10 protein-coding genes and 1 pseudogene are annotated in these 16564 nt (G+C 66.0%); 7 read left to right on the forward strand and 4 right to left on the reverse strand.

Going from position 1 to position 16564, the window contains the following annotated elements; genetic code table 11:
* Positions 1 to 179: 179 nt before the first annotated feature.
* From AB0C96_RS27105 to AB0C96_RS27130, 6 genes and pseudogenes are all read left to right on the forward strand, one after another.
* Positions 180 to 1169: a C1 family peptidase gene (locus AB0C96_RS27105; protein ID WP_362920725.1), complete on the forward strand. Its 990-nt coding sequence runs from the start codon at positions 180 to 182 to the stop codon at positions 1167 to 1169.
* A gap of 752 nt (positions 1170 to 1921) precedes the next feature.
* Entirely contained in the window at positions 1922 to 3958 is a 2037-nt protein-coding gene (locus AB0C96_RS27110) for a hypothetical protein (protein ID WP_362920727.1), read from the forward strand.
* A gap of 156 nt (positions 3959 to 4114) precedes the next feature.
* Complete coding sequence (locus AB0C96_RS27115; RefSeq protein WP_362920729.1) at positions 4115 to 5248, forward strand: hypothetical protein; 1134 nt, start codon at positions 4115 to 4117, stop codon at positions 5246 to 5248.
* Between the two features lie 56 nt (positions 5249 to 5304).
* Positions 5305 to 6179, forward strand: a protein-coding gene (locus AB0C96_RS27120; RefSeq protein WP_362920731.1) for an IS5 family transposase whose coding sequence is annotated in 2 segments (ribosomal slippage) — positions 5305 to 5698 and positions 5698 to 6179 — 876 coding nt in all. Because the reading frame shifts where the segments join, the coding sequence is not laid out codon by codon here.
* Positions 6180 to 6231: 52 nt separating this feature from the next.
* Entirely contained in the window at positions 6232 to 6705 is a 474-nt protein-coding gene (locus tag AB0C96_RS27125; RefSeq protein WP_362920733.1) for a GNAT family N-acetyltransferase, read from the forward strand.
* A 191-nt stretch (positions 6706 to 6896) separates the two neighbouring features.
* Positions 6897 to 7275: pseudogene (locus tag AB0C96_RS27130) on the forward strand (hypothetical protein); the annotation flags it as partial.
* 9 nt (positions 7276 to 7284) lie between these two features.
* On the opposite strand, the gene AB0C96_RS27135 reads toward AB0C96_RS27130, so the two are convergent.
* Positions 7285 to 8049 (reverse strand): hypothetical protein, encoded by a 765-nt coding sequence (locus AB0C96_RS27135; RefSeq protein ID WP_362920735.1) that lies wholly within the window; start codon positions 8047 to 8049, stop codon positions 7285 to 7287.
* Positions 8050 to 8208: 159 nt separating this feature from the next.
* Between AB0C96_RS27135 and AB0C96_RS27140 the strand changes: the two genes are divergently transcribed.
* A complete protein-coding gene (locus AB0C96_RS27140; RefSeq protein ID WP_362920737.1) occupies positions 8209 to 8880 on the forward strand; it encodes a hypothetical protein in 672 nt (223 codons plus the stop codon).
* A gap of 311 nt (positions 8881 to 9191) precedes the next feature.
* Here the strand turns inward: AB0C96_RS27140 and AB0C96_RS27145 are convergent, their stop codons facing one another.
* From AB0C96_RS27145 to AB0C96_RS27155, 3 genes are all read right to left on the reverse strand, one after another.
* Complete coding sequence (locus AB0C96_RS27145; protein ID WP_362920739.1) at positions 9192 to 10553, reverse strand: hypothetical protein; 1362 nt, start codon at positions 10551 to 10553, stop codon at positions 9192 to 9194.
* A 137-nt stretch (positions 10554 to 10690) separates the two neighbouring features.
* Positions 10691 to 11530, reverse strand: a complete 840-nt coding sequence (locus AB0C96_RS27150; RefSeq protein WP_362920741.1) for a hypothetical protein — start codon at positions 11528 to 11530, stop codon at positions 10691 to 10693.
* Complete coding sequence (locus AB0C96_RS27155) at positions 11527 to 16170, reverse strand: AAA domain-containing protein (RefSeq protein WP_362920828.1); 4644 nt, start codon at positions 16168 to 16170, stop codon at positions 11527 to 11529. Before AB0C96_RS27155 ends, AB0C96_RS27150 begins: the two co-directional genes overlap by 4 nt.
* Positions 16171 to 16564 lie beyond the last annotated feature (394 nt).

Raw genomic sequence — 16564 nt, forward strand, 5'->3', positions numbered from 1 at the left:
GTTATCCGTCGCGGCCCGAGAGATCTCCCAAGGTGGAGGCGCCATAAGGGCTTCGCGAACGAGGGCGTTGCGGAGCGAAGGCGCCGAACCCGGTGGCCCGGCCCACGTCGGGCTCCCATACCCCTCCAACTGTCAGGTCCCTGACAGTTCTTTCTCTCTCCCTAGGAATGAGGACATCGATGAGTCACGGTTCGCACCGGTGGAAGGCGATGAGCGGCAGGTCACGCGCGGTGCTCGCGCTCGCCTCAGCAGGCGTGGTAGGCGCCGTCACCGTCGGCGTGTCCTCGGCGGCCACCCTGATGACCGGCGGTCACCAAGCGACAAGCGCCCAGGCGTCGCAGATACCGCACACGGCGGCCGGGAAGTCGAAACGCTTCGCCACCGGCGCGGTGCGGTCGCGGGAGAACTGGCGGACGACAGTACTCGGCAAGGCCCTCAAGCCCAGGCTGGCGGCGCTCACGCCCGGCATCGCGGTCGGAGCGAAGCCTGCGACGACGCAGACCAGCCTTCCTGAAAGCGTCGACCTGAGTAAGTACGCCCCCGCCCCCGGCAACCAGGGCCAGGTCGGCTCCTGCGCCGCATGGGCCGTCGACTACACGGCCTACGGCGTCCTGGAGCACGAGCAGAAGATCTCCGGTGGGCCGCAGGCACCCATGTTCAGTTACGCGCAGGTCGTCAAGGGGCAGGAGCGCGGGACCTCCTTGGCCGATCACCTCAGGATCGCGATGAAGCAGGGCATCGACGCCAAGTCCCACTACTGGCAGGGGGACTTCGACTACACAACCCAGCCGACTGCCGGCGAAACGAGAAACGCGGCGAAGTGGAAGCTGTCCGGGTACACCCCTCTGCACACCGGAAGCCGGATCAAGGCCGAGGTGAAGGCCGCGCTCGCCAAGGGTTTGCCGGTCGCCGTCGCGATGCCGGTACACAACAGCTTCTTCGGCGTCACTCCCCGAGAGGCCGCCTCCTACAGCTACTACCCGTCGGCCGCTGACCCCATGGCAGGCGGTCACGCGATGGCCATAGTCGGCTACAACAGCAAGGGAGTGCGGGTGGAGAACTCCTGGGGCTCCGGCTGGGGGGACCACGGATTCATCAACCTGTCCTGGAAGTTCCTGACCGACCAGGCATGGGAGGCCAACGCGGTCGGCAAGCTCATCAAGCGCTGAGCCCGCGAGCCGACGACTGCCCAAGGCCGGGCCCTCTCCGGGGCCCGGCCCGGTCGCGGTGCAGTACACCCCGTCCATACCCACATTCGTGCAGGTCAGACAGGATGCGGCGGCACCCTTTCGCGGAGTTCTCAGATGTCCCGGAAGAGACCAGGGGGTGCTGTGACCTGCTGCGATGGGTGGCTTTGGGGCGCTGACCTGCGCTGATGGCCTTTCGGCTGTTTCACGGTCATGCCCGTTGATGCGGGCGGAAGTCCCAGAAAAGTCCCAGGGAAGCCCCACTGCCCGCGGCCACGCTTTCGGCTCTATGTAGGGTGAGAGGGTGCGGTGTGGGCTGGGGCTCGTGCATCGGTGGTCGCCTTGAGCGAACGGCAGCGCGCACTTCTAGAGTGACTCGCGGCCGATGAGAAACTTGGAGCCTGGGCGCCGGAGGAATGGCGCTCGGCCTGTGCCCTGCGCGACCGTGGCCTGCTGACGGTCAGCGAGAGTGGCGGGGACTTGCCGGTGTACGCGAGGATGCGGGTGCGCTCCTCGACTGTGGCGCACCGGATGACGAGGCCATCGTAGACCGTCCCTGTCCGTACCAATGGAGACGGCCATCGGCGACGAGCTGATCCGCCGCAACCCCTGCTTGGCATGTGCCGACGAGCTGGGAGCCGGGGGCACGCCGCACTGCGTTCCTTGGTTCTCATCCTGTACGGCTTCATGCATGTGCTTTCCCGAGTCATTCCGGCGATCGGTACGATTGTGGAATGACGGCACGCGAATATCCCGGCGACGCAACTGAGTTGGTGTATCCGCTTGATGTGCGGGCGGATGGACTGCCCATGTTGCCAGGCGGGAACGATCAGCAGATCGCTGTGCTGCGGCGCTTGCTGGAGCAGCTGAGGGGAGGGAGGGAACTCACCGCAGAGCTGGCGTGGCCGAATGATCAGGAGCGTACGACGGTGAGGGACGCCGTCCGTAGGCTCGGCCGGATCGGACTGGTCCGTAGAGAGAGCGACCGGGTCGTCCCTACAGCCGCGGCGCTCGCGTGGTGCGCAGGGGGTGACGACGGCCTCCTCGTGGAAATCTTCCACCGCCATGTGGCGTTCATCGGCGAACTCATGGCGGCCCTGGCCGACGCGGACGAGCCCGTCGGCCTTGAAGCGCTCCTCATGCTTGGCCGCGCTGAGTATGGCTTTCAGTGGAAGACGGTCACCCCGGTCCGCCAGCGGACTAACTGGCTGCGTGCCACTGGGATGATCAACTATTTCGAGGGTGGCGCGCGGCTCACCAAACGTGGTCGCGAGCTGACGGCCCGCTTGGTGCTGCCTGGTCCTCGTGCCACGCCCCCGTCGGAGGAGGCACGGCTGGCTCCTGCGTCCGTCGAAGTCAGCATGCTCCTCCAGGAGCTGACTATGTCGGATCGACGGATGCGCAGTGCCGGCGCCAGCCTGTATGTCCTTGGTAGCCAGGCGAACGGCGGCCGACTCCGGATTCTCCGTGCGCTGACCGAAAGTGCCTTGCCCGTCATCAGCCGTCATGCCTTCGCTGATCTATGCGCCCGGCTAGTCGGCCGTGCGGTACCGCCGAAGTCTGTCGCCAGGGTGCTGGAGACGGTTACCACCTTGGGCTTGCTGCAGCGCGTGGCGGAGGATGCTTGGGAGCCCACACCTGCGGCACGCGCTTGGCTCGACAGCGGTGATCCTCTCGACCTCGCCGGCATCATCCACGCCCATGTCGCCTACTTTGGCGAGCTGCTGTCCCACCTGGCCGATGGCACAGCGAGCACGACAGCTGAACTCGCCCGGCTCAGCAGGGCATACCTAGACGGAGGTGTGTTGCGGGTCGCTTCCGTCAACGCGCGCCTGCAACTGCTTGCCGCATGCGGGCTTGCGGAGAAGCGCACGGCCACGACATACCAAGCCACACCTGGTGGCCGCGTCTTCCTGGCCGCCCTGCCCCTGGCGTCCGCTGTCGCACACGACGACGGCGGCGAGCAGCAGTCCGTCGCAGCTGAGGAAGGCGCCGTGGCGACTTCGACCGTCTGCATCGCGCAGGAGCTGGAGTCGGCGGCACGAGATAGCGCTCATCCGGAGCGGCTGGAGCACGCCGTGATCGCGGCCCTTGACGCCCTGGGGTTGCCTGGCAGACACATCGGAGGCAGTCGTCACACCGACGGCGCCGTACAGCTGGGCATCGGTTCCCAGCGCAGAACCGTCGCGGTGGAGGCCAAGACCGCTGCTGCGGGTTCAGTGCCATCACAGCGTGTGGATTTCGAAGGGCTCTCTGAGCACCGGGAGAAGCTCGGCGCGGACGTCACTCTCCTCATCGGCACCCAGTTCCATGACCGCGTGCACAAGTCCGCCAGTAAGGACCAGTCGGTGGCCGTACTTCACACCGGCTTCCTGGCTGAGCTGGTACGTGGGAACGAGGCCACGCCCCTGGACATGGATCAGCTGGACATTCTGGTCGACCCCCGCCTCGACGCCAACACACGCGAAGAGATGATCTCAAGCAGGCGGCAGGAGCAGCTCCGCCGCATTGATGTCGAATGCGCTGTTGTCACGACGCTCCTGGAGGAGGCGGAACACTCCTCGGAGGGCGGCTGGATGACCCAGCGCGAGCTGGAGCGCTACCTGCGCAGGTTGGAACTGCCCGACTCTGGGGCACTGATCAGCCAGTGCCTCGACCTATTGAGGCATCCGCGCATCGCCGCGGTTGAGCGCCGCCACGATGAGTTCCGGCTCGTTGCCGATCGGCAGACGATCGGGAATCGGATGCGGGCGCTGAGCTTCAGCTGGTGATCCGGAAATTGCGGATTGACTAGCTTTGTGAATGGCATGAGCCGGGGCAGGCTGGCCGGTCCTCACGTGGGCGGAAGGGGGCAGGCTTCGTACAGGGCGATGCCGCGATGCTCTCGCTTAGGTATAGGCAGCGCGCGAATGGGTGATGATGGCGTGGTGAGTCTGGACCTGAGCAACTATGAACTTCTGTGGCCCACATCGCTGTTCGTCTCCGAGGGCGAGCGCATCCTTGGGCTGGCAGGGGCCTCCTGGGAGAACCGTGCCGCCTGGCTTATGACCGAGGCGCTGGCAGGCACTACCGCCGTCGCGGACTTCCAGGACATGCCGGGGCATAGCGCCGACCCTTGGGCAAGCACCGTCAGCGGGCGGGGCGCCGAACATGCGGTGAAGAGCAAGTACGACTGGTTCTTGGAACTTATCAACCGCGCGTCCGAACTACGGCACGCGACCGCTCCGAGACCGTACTGGCCGCAACGCCAGGGTCGGGGGCTTTCCCATGACAGCAGCACCGTGCGAGACGGCCGCCGGGACTTCGTGCGACTCATCCATGACTTCGCGGACAACGGCTACCTGGTCGAGAGGTTCGGCGAGGTTTGTGTCGACGACCCGGATGAGCTACCCGATGCTTCCGAAGTGATCGAGAGGCGCCTCGGTATCCCCAACCTGTGGCCGCTAGCGCCGGAAACCTGGGACGAGGACACTTTCTATGGGCTGGTTGAGGTCTTCCACGACTTGGTCAGCCGCCCTCGCGTGCGGAGTTTTCACTCCTACGGCAGCTGCGGTTGGCACCACTCGGAGTTTCACAATGGCCCGGCGCGCATCCTGTACCGCTGGAAGGTCAATGAGCTGCTGCACTCCGTTGGGATCGAGTACGAGCTGGCTGCGGAAGGCGAGGATCTGGGGCGTCTGGTGGCTGCGGTCGACGATGCCCGAGGCCATCTGGTGCACCGGGTGCTTAACGAAAGTGCCCCCGACATCACCACACGCATCCGTCACGCGATCGCGCTCTTCCGCGGGCGCGACACCTCCTCTGAGAGCAAACGGTCGGCGATCGTCACCCTCGCGGGGATCCTTGAGGAACGCCGCGCCCTGATCAAGGTTGAGGTCGGAAAGCCCGACGAAGGGGCCCTTTTTGAGATCGCCAACCGCTACGACCTCCGCCATCGACGGGCAGACCAGCGTGGAGACTACGACGCAGCCTTCCTCGATTGGATCTTCTGGTGGTACCTCGCCACCGTGGAGCTGACCAACCGGCTGATCACGTCACGCAACATTGCCGAAGACAGTTGAACAGCCTGCTAGGGCCTGTATCGGAAGTGGATCTTCAGGTGCGATGATCTCGCTTCGTGTCACGTGGAGACCTGACCGATACGCAATGGGCCCGGCTGGAGCCGTTGTTGCCGACCGGCAGGAAGCCGGGACGGCCGCCGATATGGACCCGCCGGCAGCTGGTCGACGGCATACGGTGGAGGACACGGACTGGGGCACCATGGCGGGATGTGCCGGAACGATATGGGCCCTGGGGTCGGGTGTATGACCTGTTCCGCCGCTGGCAGCGGAACGGAACCTGGAAACGCATCTTCGCCGAGTTGCAGGCCCAGGCTGACGCGAAGCGTCTGATCACGTGGGACATCAACGTCGACTCCACGGTGTGCCGGGCCCACCAGCACGCCGCCGGGGCGCGGAAAAGGGGGATGCGCAGGTCGAGCCGCCCGGCGGTATCGACACCGAGCCGGCCGACCACGGGCTTGGACGCTCGCGCGGCGGCCTGACCACCAAGCTGCACCTGGCCGTCGAGCAGGGCCAGAAACCGATGTCGATCGTGATCACAGCCGGGCAGCGCGGTGACTCGCCACAGTTTGAGGCCGTGCTGAAGCGGATCCAAGTTCGTCGCCTGGGGCCTGGCAGACCCCGCACCCGCCCCGACCGTGTGCGGGCCGACAAGGCGTACGCCTCCCGCAAGAACCGCGCCTACCTGCGCAAGCGCGGGATCCGCTGCACCATTCCGGACAAGACCGACCACATCCGCAACCGTAAGAAGCTCGGTGCCGGCGGTGGCCGCCCACCGAAGTTCGACAAGGCCGACTACCGCGAGCGCCACGCGGTGGAGTGCGGCATCAACCGCCTCAAGAGAAACCGAGCAGTGGCCACCCGCTTTGAGAAACTCGCCGTCCGTTACGAAGCCACCGTCCTCGTCGCGGCCATCAACGAATGGCTGTGACCAGACGGAAATCAATTCACCTCGCCGCGGTGCAGACGCGAGACTCACCCCCATGACCACAGACTTCACGGTGCGCCTGGCCCGGCCCGGTGATTCGCGGCTCTTGGCCGAACTGCGCTGGACGTTCAAGCAAGAGGATCTCGAAGGGCAGCCGCCGACTCCAGCCCGGCCCCTGGAAGAGGCCGAGCACTGGATTCGCGACCGGATCAGCGATGGCCGATGGCTGGCGTGGATCGCGGAGACCGGAGGTGACATCTGCGGTCACGTCTTCCTCTGTCCTGTGGAGAGGATGCCGGATCCGTACAGCGACAACACCCCGGTCGGCTACGTCACGAACTTCTACGTCACGCCGTCGCAACGGAACAAAGGAGCAGGCTCGGCGCTGCTTGAGGCGCTGAAGCAGCACTCACGCAGCGTCGGCTTCGACACTTTGATCGTCTGGCCGTCGGAGCGCAGCAGCCCCCTCTGGCAGCGGTCCGGTTTCCAGCCCCCAGAAGAACTGTTGGAACTACCGCTCGACACCTGACGAGATCCACTTCCGATACACGGCCTAGGCGTGTGCGCAGCAACCTCGGTCGCCTGCAGTCCTCAATCCAACTTCACGGGCATGGACTACTCAACCGAACGAGGGCCAGTAAGGTCCCTCACCAGCGCGTCGGAAGTACAAACTGCAGGATGTTCCCGCCCCGAGTTCCGCGGCGTGTCCTCGCTCGACAGTGGCGCCGCCGCGGGTTTGCGATCCGGCTGTTCACCCCGGCGGTCTCCGGCTGGTATCCGAAGAAGGCGCCCCAGGAGGCCCGGTCCGTGTTCCTGCTCGGCGAGCCGTGGCCTGTTGTCCCGGCATGAGGGCAGCGCCACTGACCGGGCCGACGGCTGCTGGCAACCGATAGCCAAGGGCTTCACGTCCCACGGCCTGCGTCATATTCACCGGACGATGATGGAGGACCTGGCCACCGAGAATGGTGCTCATGGACGAGCTCATGGGCCACCTCGACGACTTGGGCTCGGCGCGCTACGCCTACGTCACCTCGGCATGCGCAAGCGCCTCATGCATCACAGCAGGCTCAAGGGCCGGTTCCTCGGGATCGGCCCTTGAGCTCGGTGGTCAGTACTTGGCGTCAGCCAGGGCGGCAGCCGCACGGAGGATGCTCGTGGCCGCGTGTTCGAGCGCTGTGGGCAGGTCGGCCAGGTGCCCCAGGTTGTGAGCGGTGGAAGCCAATAGAGGTGCGTTGTCCTGGAGGTGCTTGAGATCGTCGGCTGCTTCCAGCAGCCAAGGCGCGTTGTCCTGAAGATGCTGGAGCTTATTGCTGGCCTCGTACACCATCCAGGCCACGTCTTCCGACATGCCGGCTGGGCGGCCACGCAGTCCCTCAAGGTCCGACTTGAGGACCCTCACCAGGGATGCCAGCTCCGGCATCTGCTGCGCTACCGCGCCCAATAGCGGGGCGAGCCGATCGACGTATGCCTCCTGAGCTTCGTTGATCATCTTGGCTAGCCGCGCCTCGGTTAATCCGCTGAGTCCTGCCAGGGCGTCCTGCCCGTCGGCCTCACGGGCGCGCTTCCAGCCTTCGAGGATCGCCACGGTGTACCTTTCGCCGTCTTCGCCGTCGACCCGCTTGTGGTGCACGTTGCACAGGAGTAGCAGGTTGGCGAAGCTGTTCCGTTCGTCCACGCTCCACGACGCGTCGTACCGCTTCCCCTCCGGCTTGAGAGCGCGAATGTGGGCGATGTCCAGGTTGAGCACAGGCTTACCTTCGATGACGCGCACGGTCGGTGCTCCGCACCTCGGGGCGTAGCACCCGCCCCGGGCCAGGGTCATTAGTGCGGCGACGGTGGCATTGCTGTAGTTCCGGCGCAGCTGCTCGGCCACGGCCTTCCTCCTCGTCCAGTCGAAGACACTGCCCCGCACCATAGAGGCGCCCACTGACAACTCTTTTGAATTGTTGGTTAGTTGACTGACAGTCAGAGATCACTTATGGCCAACTCGCTGCTGGTCGTAGGGCTACCGGTGGCGGCTACCTTCTGACGCATGAGAGAGCATCGACTTGTCAACAACAGCCTTGACGGCCATGTCGACGGTGCCGTGGTTCAGGCAGGTTCCATCGGCTTCTTGTCGGCCCCTTCCAACAGGGTGCACAACGTGTTCAAGGAGGTCCGCGCGCTGAATGCCGTGCCAACGCTGTATCGGACCATGGTGTCGCTGACAGCGTTGGCAGCCCTGGCAGGGGTTCGCCATGGGGGCACGCCGCTCGCGGGAATTGCTTTCGTGTGTGATCGGTTGGCGATTCCGTCAGGTTGGACGGAGCCTGTTACGAGCTGGATAGCCGAACGCTCTAACCTGGTGGCCACCGCGGCCGGGCTCTTGCTCTCCGTCGGACTGTTGGCGCTGCCGAAGCTGAGGCAGATGGGATGGGACCTGGTGCAGACGCTGGAGTGGCGTGCGCCGTCGACGGTCGTGCTGTCGTTCGTGGTTCTGGCGCAATGCGGCTACGCACGCTCTGTGCTGTTGTCGATGGGGGTTCTAGCTGCCTGTGGAGTCTGGGTGGTCTGGAAGACCAGTCGCCGACGCGCCCGATCGGAGCAGGTGCTGGTGGCAGTGAGTGCCATTGTTCTAGCTGTATTCTTCGCGCCCCTCTACGCATTCGTCTGGCTCTTGGCTCGGGATGCAGGCGGTGCGCCGTACCTCCCCGACAGCTCCTGAACCCGGCCGAGGGCTCGAACACTGCCGACGGCTGGGAGGCACCTCTCGAAGTCGGCTCCCGAAATTGGGCCCGAGAAGCAAATCAGGTCCGGTGTCCGGTACTGATCCCTCAGTACCGGATTGGCCTGGTTTTCCTTCAGTGCGGTAACGGGATTTGAGCCCACAACCTCTTCACCCGAACGAGGTTCGGGCAGGATCGGCACCTGCGTAGCCGTCATATACGCAGGTCAGCGCGCTGGTGCTGGTTAGTCTGGAGCGGTCTCCGGGGGTTCGGGGAGCAGGTCGGCTCCCCGAACAGCTCCAAGGGGAGCTCAGCCCGTGAGCAGACGCATGGCGAGCACGGATCCGTCCGGCTGGATCGAGACAGGGCCTCCCCATTTACGGTCCCATCTAGCCCGCGGCCACGCGGACCGTCGGGCGTAGACCTCGGTGCGGTACTGCTCCATTCGTCCGTGCGCGAGGTGATCGAAGAGCGTGGCGTCCACGCCGGAGAACGCCTCCACGCGGGTCCTGTTCAGTCGGAAGACGTGGTCGGTGCCGACGAAGGAGATGTCGAGCAGGGTGTGCTGTGCGTCCTGGACGCTGCCGGTCGCGGCATGTGCAATACCGCTGAAGCGGCGCTGGCCTTGGCGCGTGGAGAGGTAGGGAGCGGTTGCCTCACCGTCGCCGGCGAAGGCCGTCAGCCCTGCAGCGGCTGTCCGCGCGAGAACATGCCGGAACCAGTCGTAGCGCTCCGGCGTGACGTGGAAGCCCGGTTCCGGGGACGGTGTCTTGTCGCCTTCGGCGGGCGGCTGGATGCCGGGGAAGTGGTTTTCTTCCTCAAGCGGGGCGTCCAGGCTTCGGATCGGCGAGTGCTCCGCACTACTCAGCCAACCACCTCGTCCCTTGGAATGGAGGGCGTGCACGGTCAGCGGACCGTCGAGAGGCAGCTCCGTGCTGAAGACCAGGCACGGGGTCTCGTCCCAGGCGCCGATGTGCACCGCCTCCACGTGCGCCGACGCGGACGCGAGCTGCCCATGGGAGGTAGCGGCGTTGCCGTGGTTGCCCTTGCAGGCGATCGGGAAGGCCCGGGAAGGCTCCCCCGGCTTCCACACCTCGGCGAAGAACTGCGGACGGTACCGGTAGCCCAGCCGTGGCCCCTTGTCCTTACTGGTCAGGGCCCAGCCGGCCCGTAGCGCCGTGTCCGCGGGCACGATCGAGACCACGTGATCCGGGTATTGACGCGATAAGAAGTGCTGGGCGAGTGCCAGAGCGAAGCCGATCCCGAGCTCGCCCGACTGGAGTGCCTTGTAGTAGTCCGCCGTGTCCCGGCCCTCGGCGGACAGCTTCATGAAGGAGTCGGATCCACCGGTCAGAGCCTGGTTGTACTTCAGCGCACCCCAGTGCTCGGCGAGGCCACGCCCCGCACCTCGTCGCGAGAGCGCTATGGCGCGGCCCAGCGCGTGCAGCACGTCCCATGGGGTCAGCTGAACGGAACCGCCAGTCACCCCTGCGGGTAGCGGCTGAAGAGCCGGCTTTCGCCGCAGGGCGTCAAGCTCCTTCTCCTTGCGTTCCTTGTCGTCGTCCGCCGCTGCGGCGTCCACGCTGCCGACCAGTGCCGCACTGGAGTGGACGGCGACGTTCGACTGCTGAGAGAGGTCTCTCAGAACGTCTGCTGCAGGCTTCTTCACCATGCTCCCCCTACCGTCGGTTGTGTTCGGCACGACGTGATGCCGAAACCCAGGCTTCAAATTGATGTCGTACAAATGTGAGCACCGAAGTGCATGGTCGAGTGCCAGGCGAACCGTGGAGCTTGTCCACAGTCCATTGGTCAGGTCGCCTTCGGCTGGGAGTCGGCGAGGTCGTTCAGGACCGCGTTGACCACGGGCCAGCACATGTCGAGTGTGTCGCGGTCCGGGGCGTGCGCCTGGCGGATCTCGGCGCGCGGGTGGACGAAGTTGCGGTATTTGCGCAGCTCGTGGCAGAAGCGCTGGACGTCAGCGCCGATCCAGCCCGCGCGATGGCAGATCTTGATCAGGGTGTCCAGGTACACGCTGTCCGGTGATGTCTTGCCCAGCAGTGACGCGTTGCGTTCCTGGACCACGTGGACCAAGACGCCTTCGAGGAGGCTGCCGAGCATGATGATGGCGGCCACGTGGGCGCCGTTGGCGTAGCAGGTGCGTGCTTCGTCCAAGCGGTGCTGGAGGAGAGCTGCCATCTTCCGGTCGCTGATGAGGTCGGTCATGACCGCTTTCAGCTCGACCGGACCCTGGCTGCCGGGGTGGGCGAGAGACGGATCGCAAGCGACTATGCGAGGGTGCCCGCCAGGGTTCTCCAGACGAACGCCTTCGTGGATGAGGAAGGCGTTGACGGCGGAGACGACGGCAGGGAGCTGCTCGGGTTCATCAAGGTACTCGCGGGGGTCGGCCAGCCGGAGCAGGACCTTTTCCAGCTCGGTGGGGTCCTCTCGACGCTCGGTGAGCCGGGCGAGGGTCCACTCCCTGCGGTACTCGCCGTCGTACACCGGCAGCCGCTGCAAACCGGCGTGTTCCAAGAAGCGGGCGATCTCGAAGCCCGCGCGGTAATAGAGGTGCTCGTCGCCGCAGATGACGCGGGCCAGCTCCTCCAGGGTGTTGGCGTCCAAGACGCCGAGTGGGGACTGCGGGGTCATGCCGCGCCTTCCGTGCTGTTGTCGTCAGTTTCGTCGTCTTCGGCCATGTCGAGGGCAGCGACCGGATCGCTCGCTTCGGGACTGTCGGGTGACTCCGCCGGGTCCTCGGCCAGTTCGTCGTCGGAGGAGAGGTCGAGTGGGGTCCACTGGGCGCCGACGGCTACGGAGACCGAGCCAGACCGGTCGCCGGCGGCACCGAACTTGGCTGGGTGAATGCCCAGCCGGTTCAGCTCTTCCCACAGGCCGGCCAGTGCCTCGTCGGGGTTGAAGCGGAACTCGCTCTCGCGAATCCGCCAGAACGTCCAGCCCACCCGCTGAAGTTCGCGATCACGCTGCTGGTCGTGCCGGATCTGCTCGGGTGTCGAGTGGTATCGGTCGCCATCGCACTCCACGGCCAGCCGACCGCGCGCCCCTACGACGACGAGATCAATGCGCTTGCTTCCCGCCGGGCACTGAGGAATGACGTGATACCCGCGAGCTTTCAGACGCAGGTAAACCTGCTGCTCGAAGAGCGATTCGAATGGCTTCTGCGGGACCTCGCTCGACACCTCTCCGATGTCGTCGGACTCTGCCAGCGCGGCCGGCGGGTTCTCCATGTAAGCAAGGAGGTTGAGCCGCAGGTCCTTCTCCTTGAGGCGGTCCGGCGGCACCGAGTAGAAGAGCCACATCTGGTCCTGGGCTCGGGACGCAGCGACGTTGTATGCCTGCCGTTCGTTGCGTGCACCGCCCGCGATGCGCGGCGGGTCGGTGGCGACCATCGACAGCAGGATGACGTGCCGCTCGTCCCCCTGGAACGATGCGGGGCTGCCTACACGGATCTGATGACGCGCACGCACCGGCGCGGGAATGCGCTCGTTGATCAGCTGTTCCAGCAGCTTGACCTGGCCGATCGGGCCCTGGAGGGTGATGACGCCCATGGTCTTGTCCCGATAGGCGGGGTCCTCCACGAGCCGCGCCAGGCAGTCGACGATGGCCTCGGCTTCCTTCGGGTTGCGGAGTCGGCTGTCGCGTCCCTGGGCAACGGCTCCCTCGACGAACTGCGTTACGAGGGGGTCGAGACGCTCACCGCCGTACTGGCGCAGCGGCTGCAACTTGTTGTTGTAGAAGGTCTGGGAGGACCAGCCGATGATCTCCGGCATGCATCGGAAGTGTTCTTCCAGCCGGATCACCTTCGGGAAGAAGGTGGACAGCAGTTGGTAGAGGTTGGTGGCGGGGCCATAGAGCGTGCGAAGGCTCGGCGGCATGTCCGGCAGGTGGGAGATGAGCCGGTCATGGATCGCCTGGTGGCGGCCCATGCCACTGAGAGAGGGTGCGCACTGCTTGTCGTCCCCGACGACGATCACGCGAGGAGCGAGCCACAGCAGAAACAGCGCATCCATGCCCGCCTGACTGGCCTCGTCGACGATGACCACGTCAAATGCGTCTCGCTTGGGCAGCACCGTCTCGGCCACCTGAGAGATGGGCATGACCCACGCGGGTACCGCTCCTTGCGCCGTCCTCATGGCGTCGTGTGCCGCGGCACGGTAACGGCCTGCGTTGCGGCCCTTTCCCTTGCCGTACGAGGCCATGTGGTTGCGGTATGCCTGGAGCGCAGATCGCTGTTCCTGCGTGATGTGCTCCAAACAGTGCAACCGACCTGAGGTAGCGGCGAGGTCGCCCGTCAGAGCTTCCAGATCCCTTTCGCACTGACCCAGCTCACTTTCGAGCTGACGCTCGCGTCCCGGTGTGCGCTGGCGCCGTACGAACGCGGCAGCCACCGCCCACGCCCACGCCTCGGCCAGCGAGTCCAGCCGTTCCGCCCATGTCGGATCGTGTGGCTCCTGCGTCAGCTGGTCGGCGAGCAAGGGGTGCGCCCTGCGTACGCTGTCCAGCAACACGCTGCATCGGCGCCTGCGGTGCTCACGCCGATGTGCTTCCCGCAATGCCTCAAGCTCCTTGGCATAGCGATCGATGTCCTGCTCTCGGACGGCTTGGGCTGCTGCCAGCGCTTCGGTGGCGGGGTGGGGACCCTCCACCGGTGTACGGAGCTGCTTCTCCCATGCGGCCAGCTGGGCTGTGGCCTCGTCCGCTGCCCGCCGACCGGAGAGGGTGGCCAGCGCGCCGGTGAAGTCCTGCCACGCCTCGCGGGAGGTGAGAGCGATGTGCAGGCCATGACGTACGAGCAGTTCATCGATGTGCTCGCGGGCTACGCCGAACGCGTTGATGTGTTCCAGGCGTGTGTATGCCTCGGTGAGGGAGGCCAGGCGGAGTTCCACCGGCCCGTCAGATATGGAGACTCCGGCCTGGTCCCAACGCTCTGCGAGGGTGGCAACTGCGGAATAGGCACGAAGGTGGGCAAGGACTGTGTCGAGATCCTCCAGCCTTTCGGGGGAGTGACCGTTCACGGTGCACGTGTCAAGGAGCTCCTGAGCCGCCTTCTGTGCCTTCGCGACACGGAAGCTGCCGCGAACGCGCAGCTTGCCACCCGCGGCGAGATGGTCGCGCAGCGCAGAGCCGGTCGTGAGCATGGCATCGGCCTGCTCGGCGGAGAGCTGCACAGGCACGGTGACGCGCTTCATTCCCTGCTCATCCAACTGTTCCGAGACAACAGCGAGTTGATCAGCAAGTTGCGTCACGCGGCGCCACAGGGGGAGGTCGTCGCGAGAGAGCCGGTCCGAGAGTGCCTTGGTGATCCACTTATCGGTATCCCACTGCCTGGCCGACGGCGGGAGACCGAGATGGTGTAGAGCCCTGCGGCAGTCACCCGCGAGCGAGATCAGTTCCTCGGCGGCGGAAGCGTCGAGCCGGGCGAGGCCGTCGCGGATGGCGGCTGTCTCAGGGGACAAGCCGTCATCGGTGACGCGAGTGGCCGCGAGGGTCTGGGCCAGGTCTTCGGCGGAGGGGAGGGTGTCCGGATCCGGCAGAGTGCCACCGGCGCGAGGCTCGGCCGCGCCGTCGCGCAGCAAGCTCAGCAGTTCCGCTGCCTGTGCCGGGGACAGCGGCGGAACGGAAGGGGCCGGCCCCTCTTCCGGAACCAGGCCGATCCAGGAGTGACGCTCGGTGCTCTCGTGGACGCGCTGCACAATTGCGCCGAGGGTACCGGCGTATCCAGGGGCGATTTCCGGGTGCCGGTAGACCTCTGCCTCCCGTAACGCGATCACCTGCTCGGTGAGTGTGCCGATCCTTCCCCGCACCTCTTCCCGGCGCGCGGACAGCCGACGGATCTCATCCCGTAGCTGCTCGGGGTCGCTGGCAGCGACCTGGTCGGTCAAGGCGTTGATTGTGCGTTCCAGTTCGTCCGCCCCGTCCTGCCGCGCGGAGCTGAGCAGTAGGACGCACAAGTCCCTGACCGCAGGCGGAAGTTTTTCCCTCAGGACCGTCAGAGCCTGATCGCGGGCGCTGGTCACCAGGACCCGCTGCCCCTGGGCAAGCAGCGCAGATACCAGGTTGGCAATCGTGTGCGTCTTGCCGGTACCAGGCGGGCCTTGTACCACCACCCCCGTGTCGTGCTCCAGCCGCCGCAGCACACTGCGCTGCCGTTCGTTCGTCTTCCCCGGGAAGAGCGGATCGTCCCCGAAGAGAGGCGGGATCTCGCGACCATCCCAGTTCGCGCGCTCCTCGGGGCTCAGAGGCAGTACCAGCTGCGCGAGCCCCAGCGGCGCGTGCGCCTCGGACGACACGCTGTCGGCGATCCGGTCGTAGAAGCTCAGCAGGGCATTGCGGTCCCGTGGACGCAACACCAGCGCCGGCGCGTAGGTGAGTCGCGCGCCTGCCTCCGGCTCACGTGGCGGCTGCCACTCCGCGCTGAACGCCACCGGCCGCTGAAGTACTCGCTCCTGCCACTGGGCCAGTTGCTCCAGGGCTTCCGTGCCGAGCAGGTGCAGCGACTGGGCGGCGATCTCCTCCGCGAGTGCGGCCGAGCGCTCGGGAGCCCAGCCTTCATCGGTGTCGAGAAACGCTTGGTCCTCCAGCCGCACGGCTCCCTCGGCCATGAGCCGGACCGTCAGCCGGGCAGTCTTGCGGTCCACTGAGGTCTCTACCCGGTGCGTGAGCACATGCCGGTGGATGGCGTCGCCGCGCGGATCGCTCCATGTCAACAGGCCAACACACAGAACGAGTTCGAGCTGATCGTCCTGCTGGGTGAGCTTCTGGTGCCAGTGGTAGACCTGCTCGTACAGTTCCCGAAGGGCTCGCTCCACGCGCTCTCGCTCTGCCCATCGACGCCAGCGAGCGACCCACGAACCGTAGGCCCGTAGCACTTCGGCCGCATTCTCGCGGGCAACGGTGTGATCTTCCGCTTCCTCCCACCGCTGGCGGCCGTCTGCGGCTCGCACCAGCTCTCGCCCCGGTCCCTCGGTCGCGAGCGGCGGATCACCGCCATCCGCATCCTGGCACCGTTCTGCCGGCACCCATCCATCCAGCACATCTGGCAGGGGCGGTGGTGCCGCTTGCGGCACATGGTCGAGAGTGAGCAGTAGGCCATCCACTCGGTCCGAAGGGCGCCGTACGGAGGCAGGCAGGTTGGCCAACCACAGGCGCTCCCGCGAGCGCCGGTCGTCGCGCAAACGGTTGTGGCTGCTCTGCACGACCTCTTTGAGGAAGCCGATCAGACCCGTGGTCTGTCCAATGACGTCCGGGTCGTTCGCGGCGCGTCGCGGCACGTTCAACTGTCTCCCCTCGGCTGGTGACGAACGTTTTAGGATGGGGGCGACGGACGGGTAGGACAACGTGTCCCAGGAGAATGGCGTGATACGCGCCCTGCGCAGGCTGATTCAACGCGATGTCGCGACGGCGCTCAGCCAGTGGGTGTGGGCGTCGCTGAGGATGCTGTCCGTGTAGTGCACAAGCTCGATGGGACCGCGACCGTGGGGGATCACGCCGGACCTGCGGGAAGGCACAGGGCCAACGCGTCCAGTGCAGGTCACGGAGGGGAATACAGCTCTTGTCGCCCGTAGCTGGTGCGGCAGCTGCCTGTCACCGCCCGGATCGAGTCGTGCCGCCCATCAGGCGCTCTTCCGGACGTCGTGTGTGCTGTCCACACTGATCCCGAGGGAC

Origin of the sequence: Streptomyces sp. NPDC048506, assembly GCF_040651315.1 — a bacterium.
Taxonomy (GTDB): domain Bacteria; phylum Actinomycetota; class Actinomycetes; order Streptomycetales; family Streptomycetaceae; genus Streptomyces.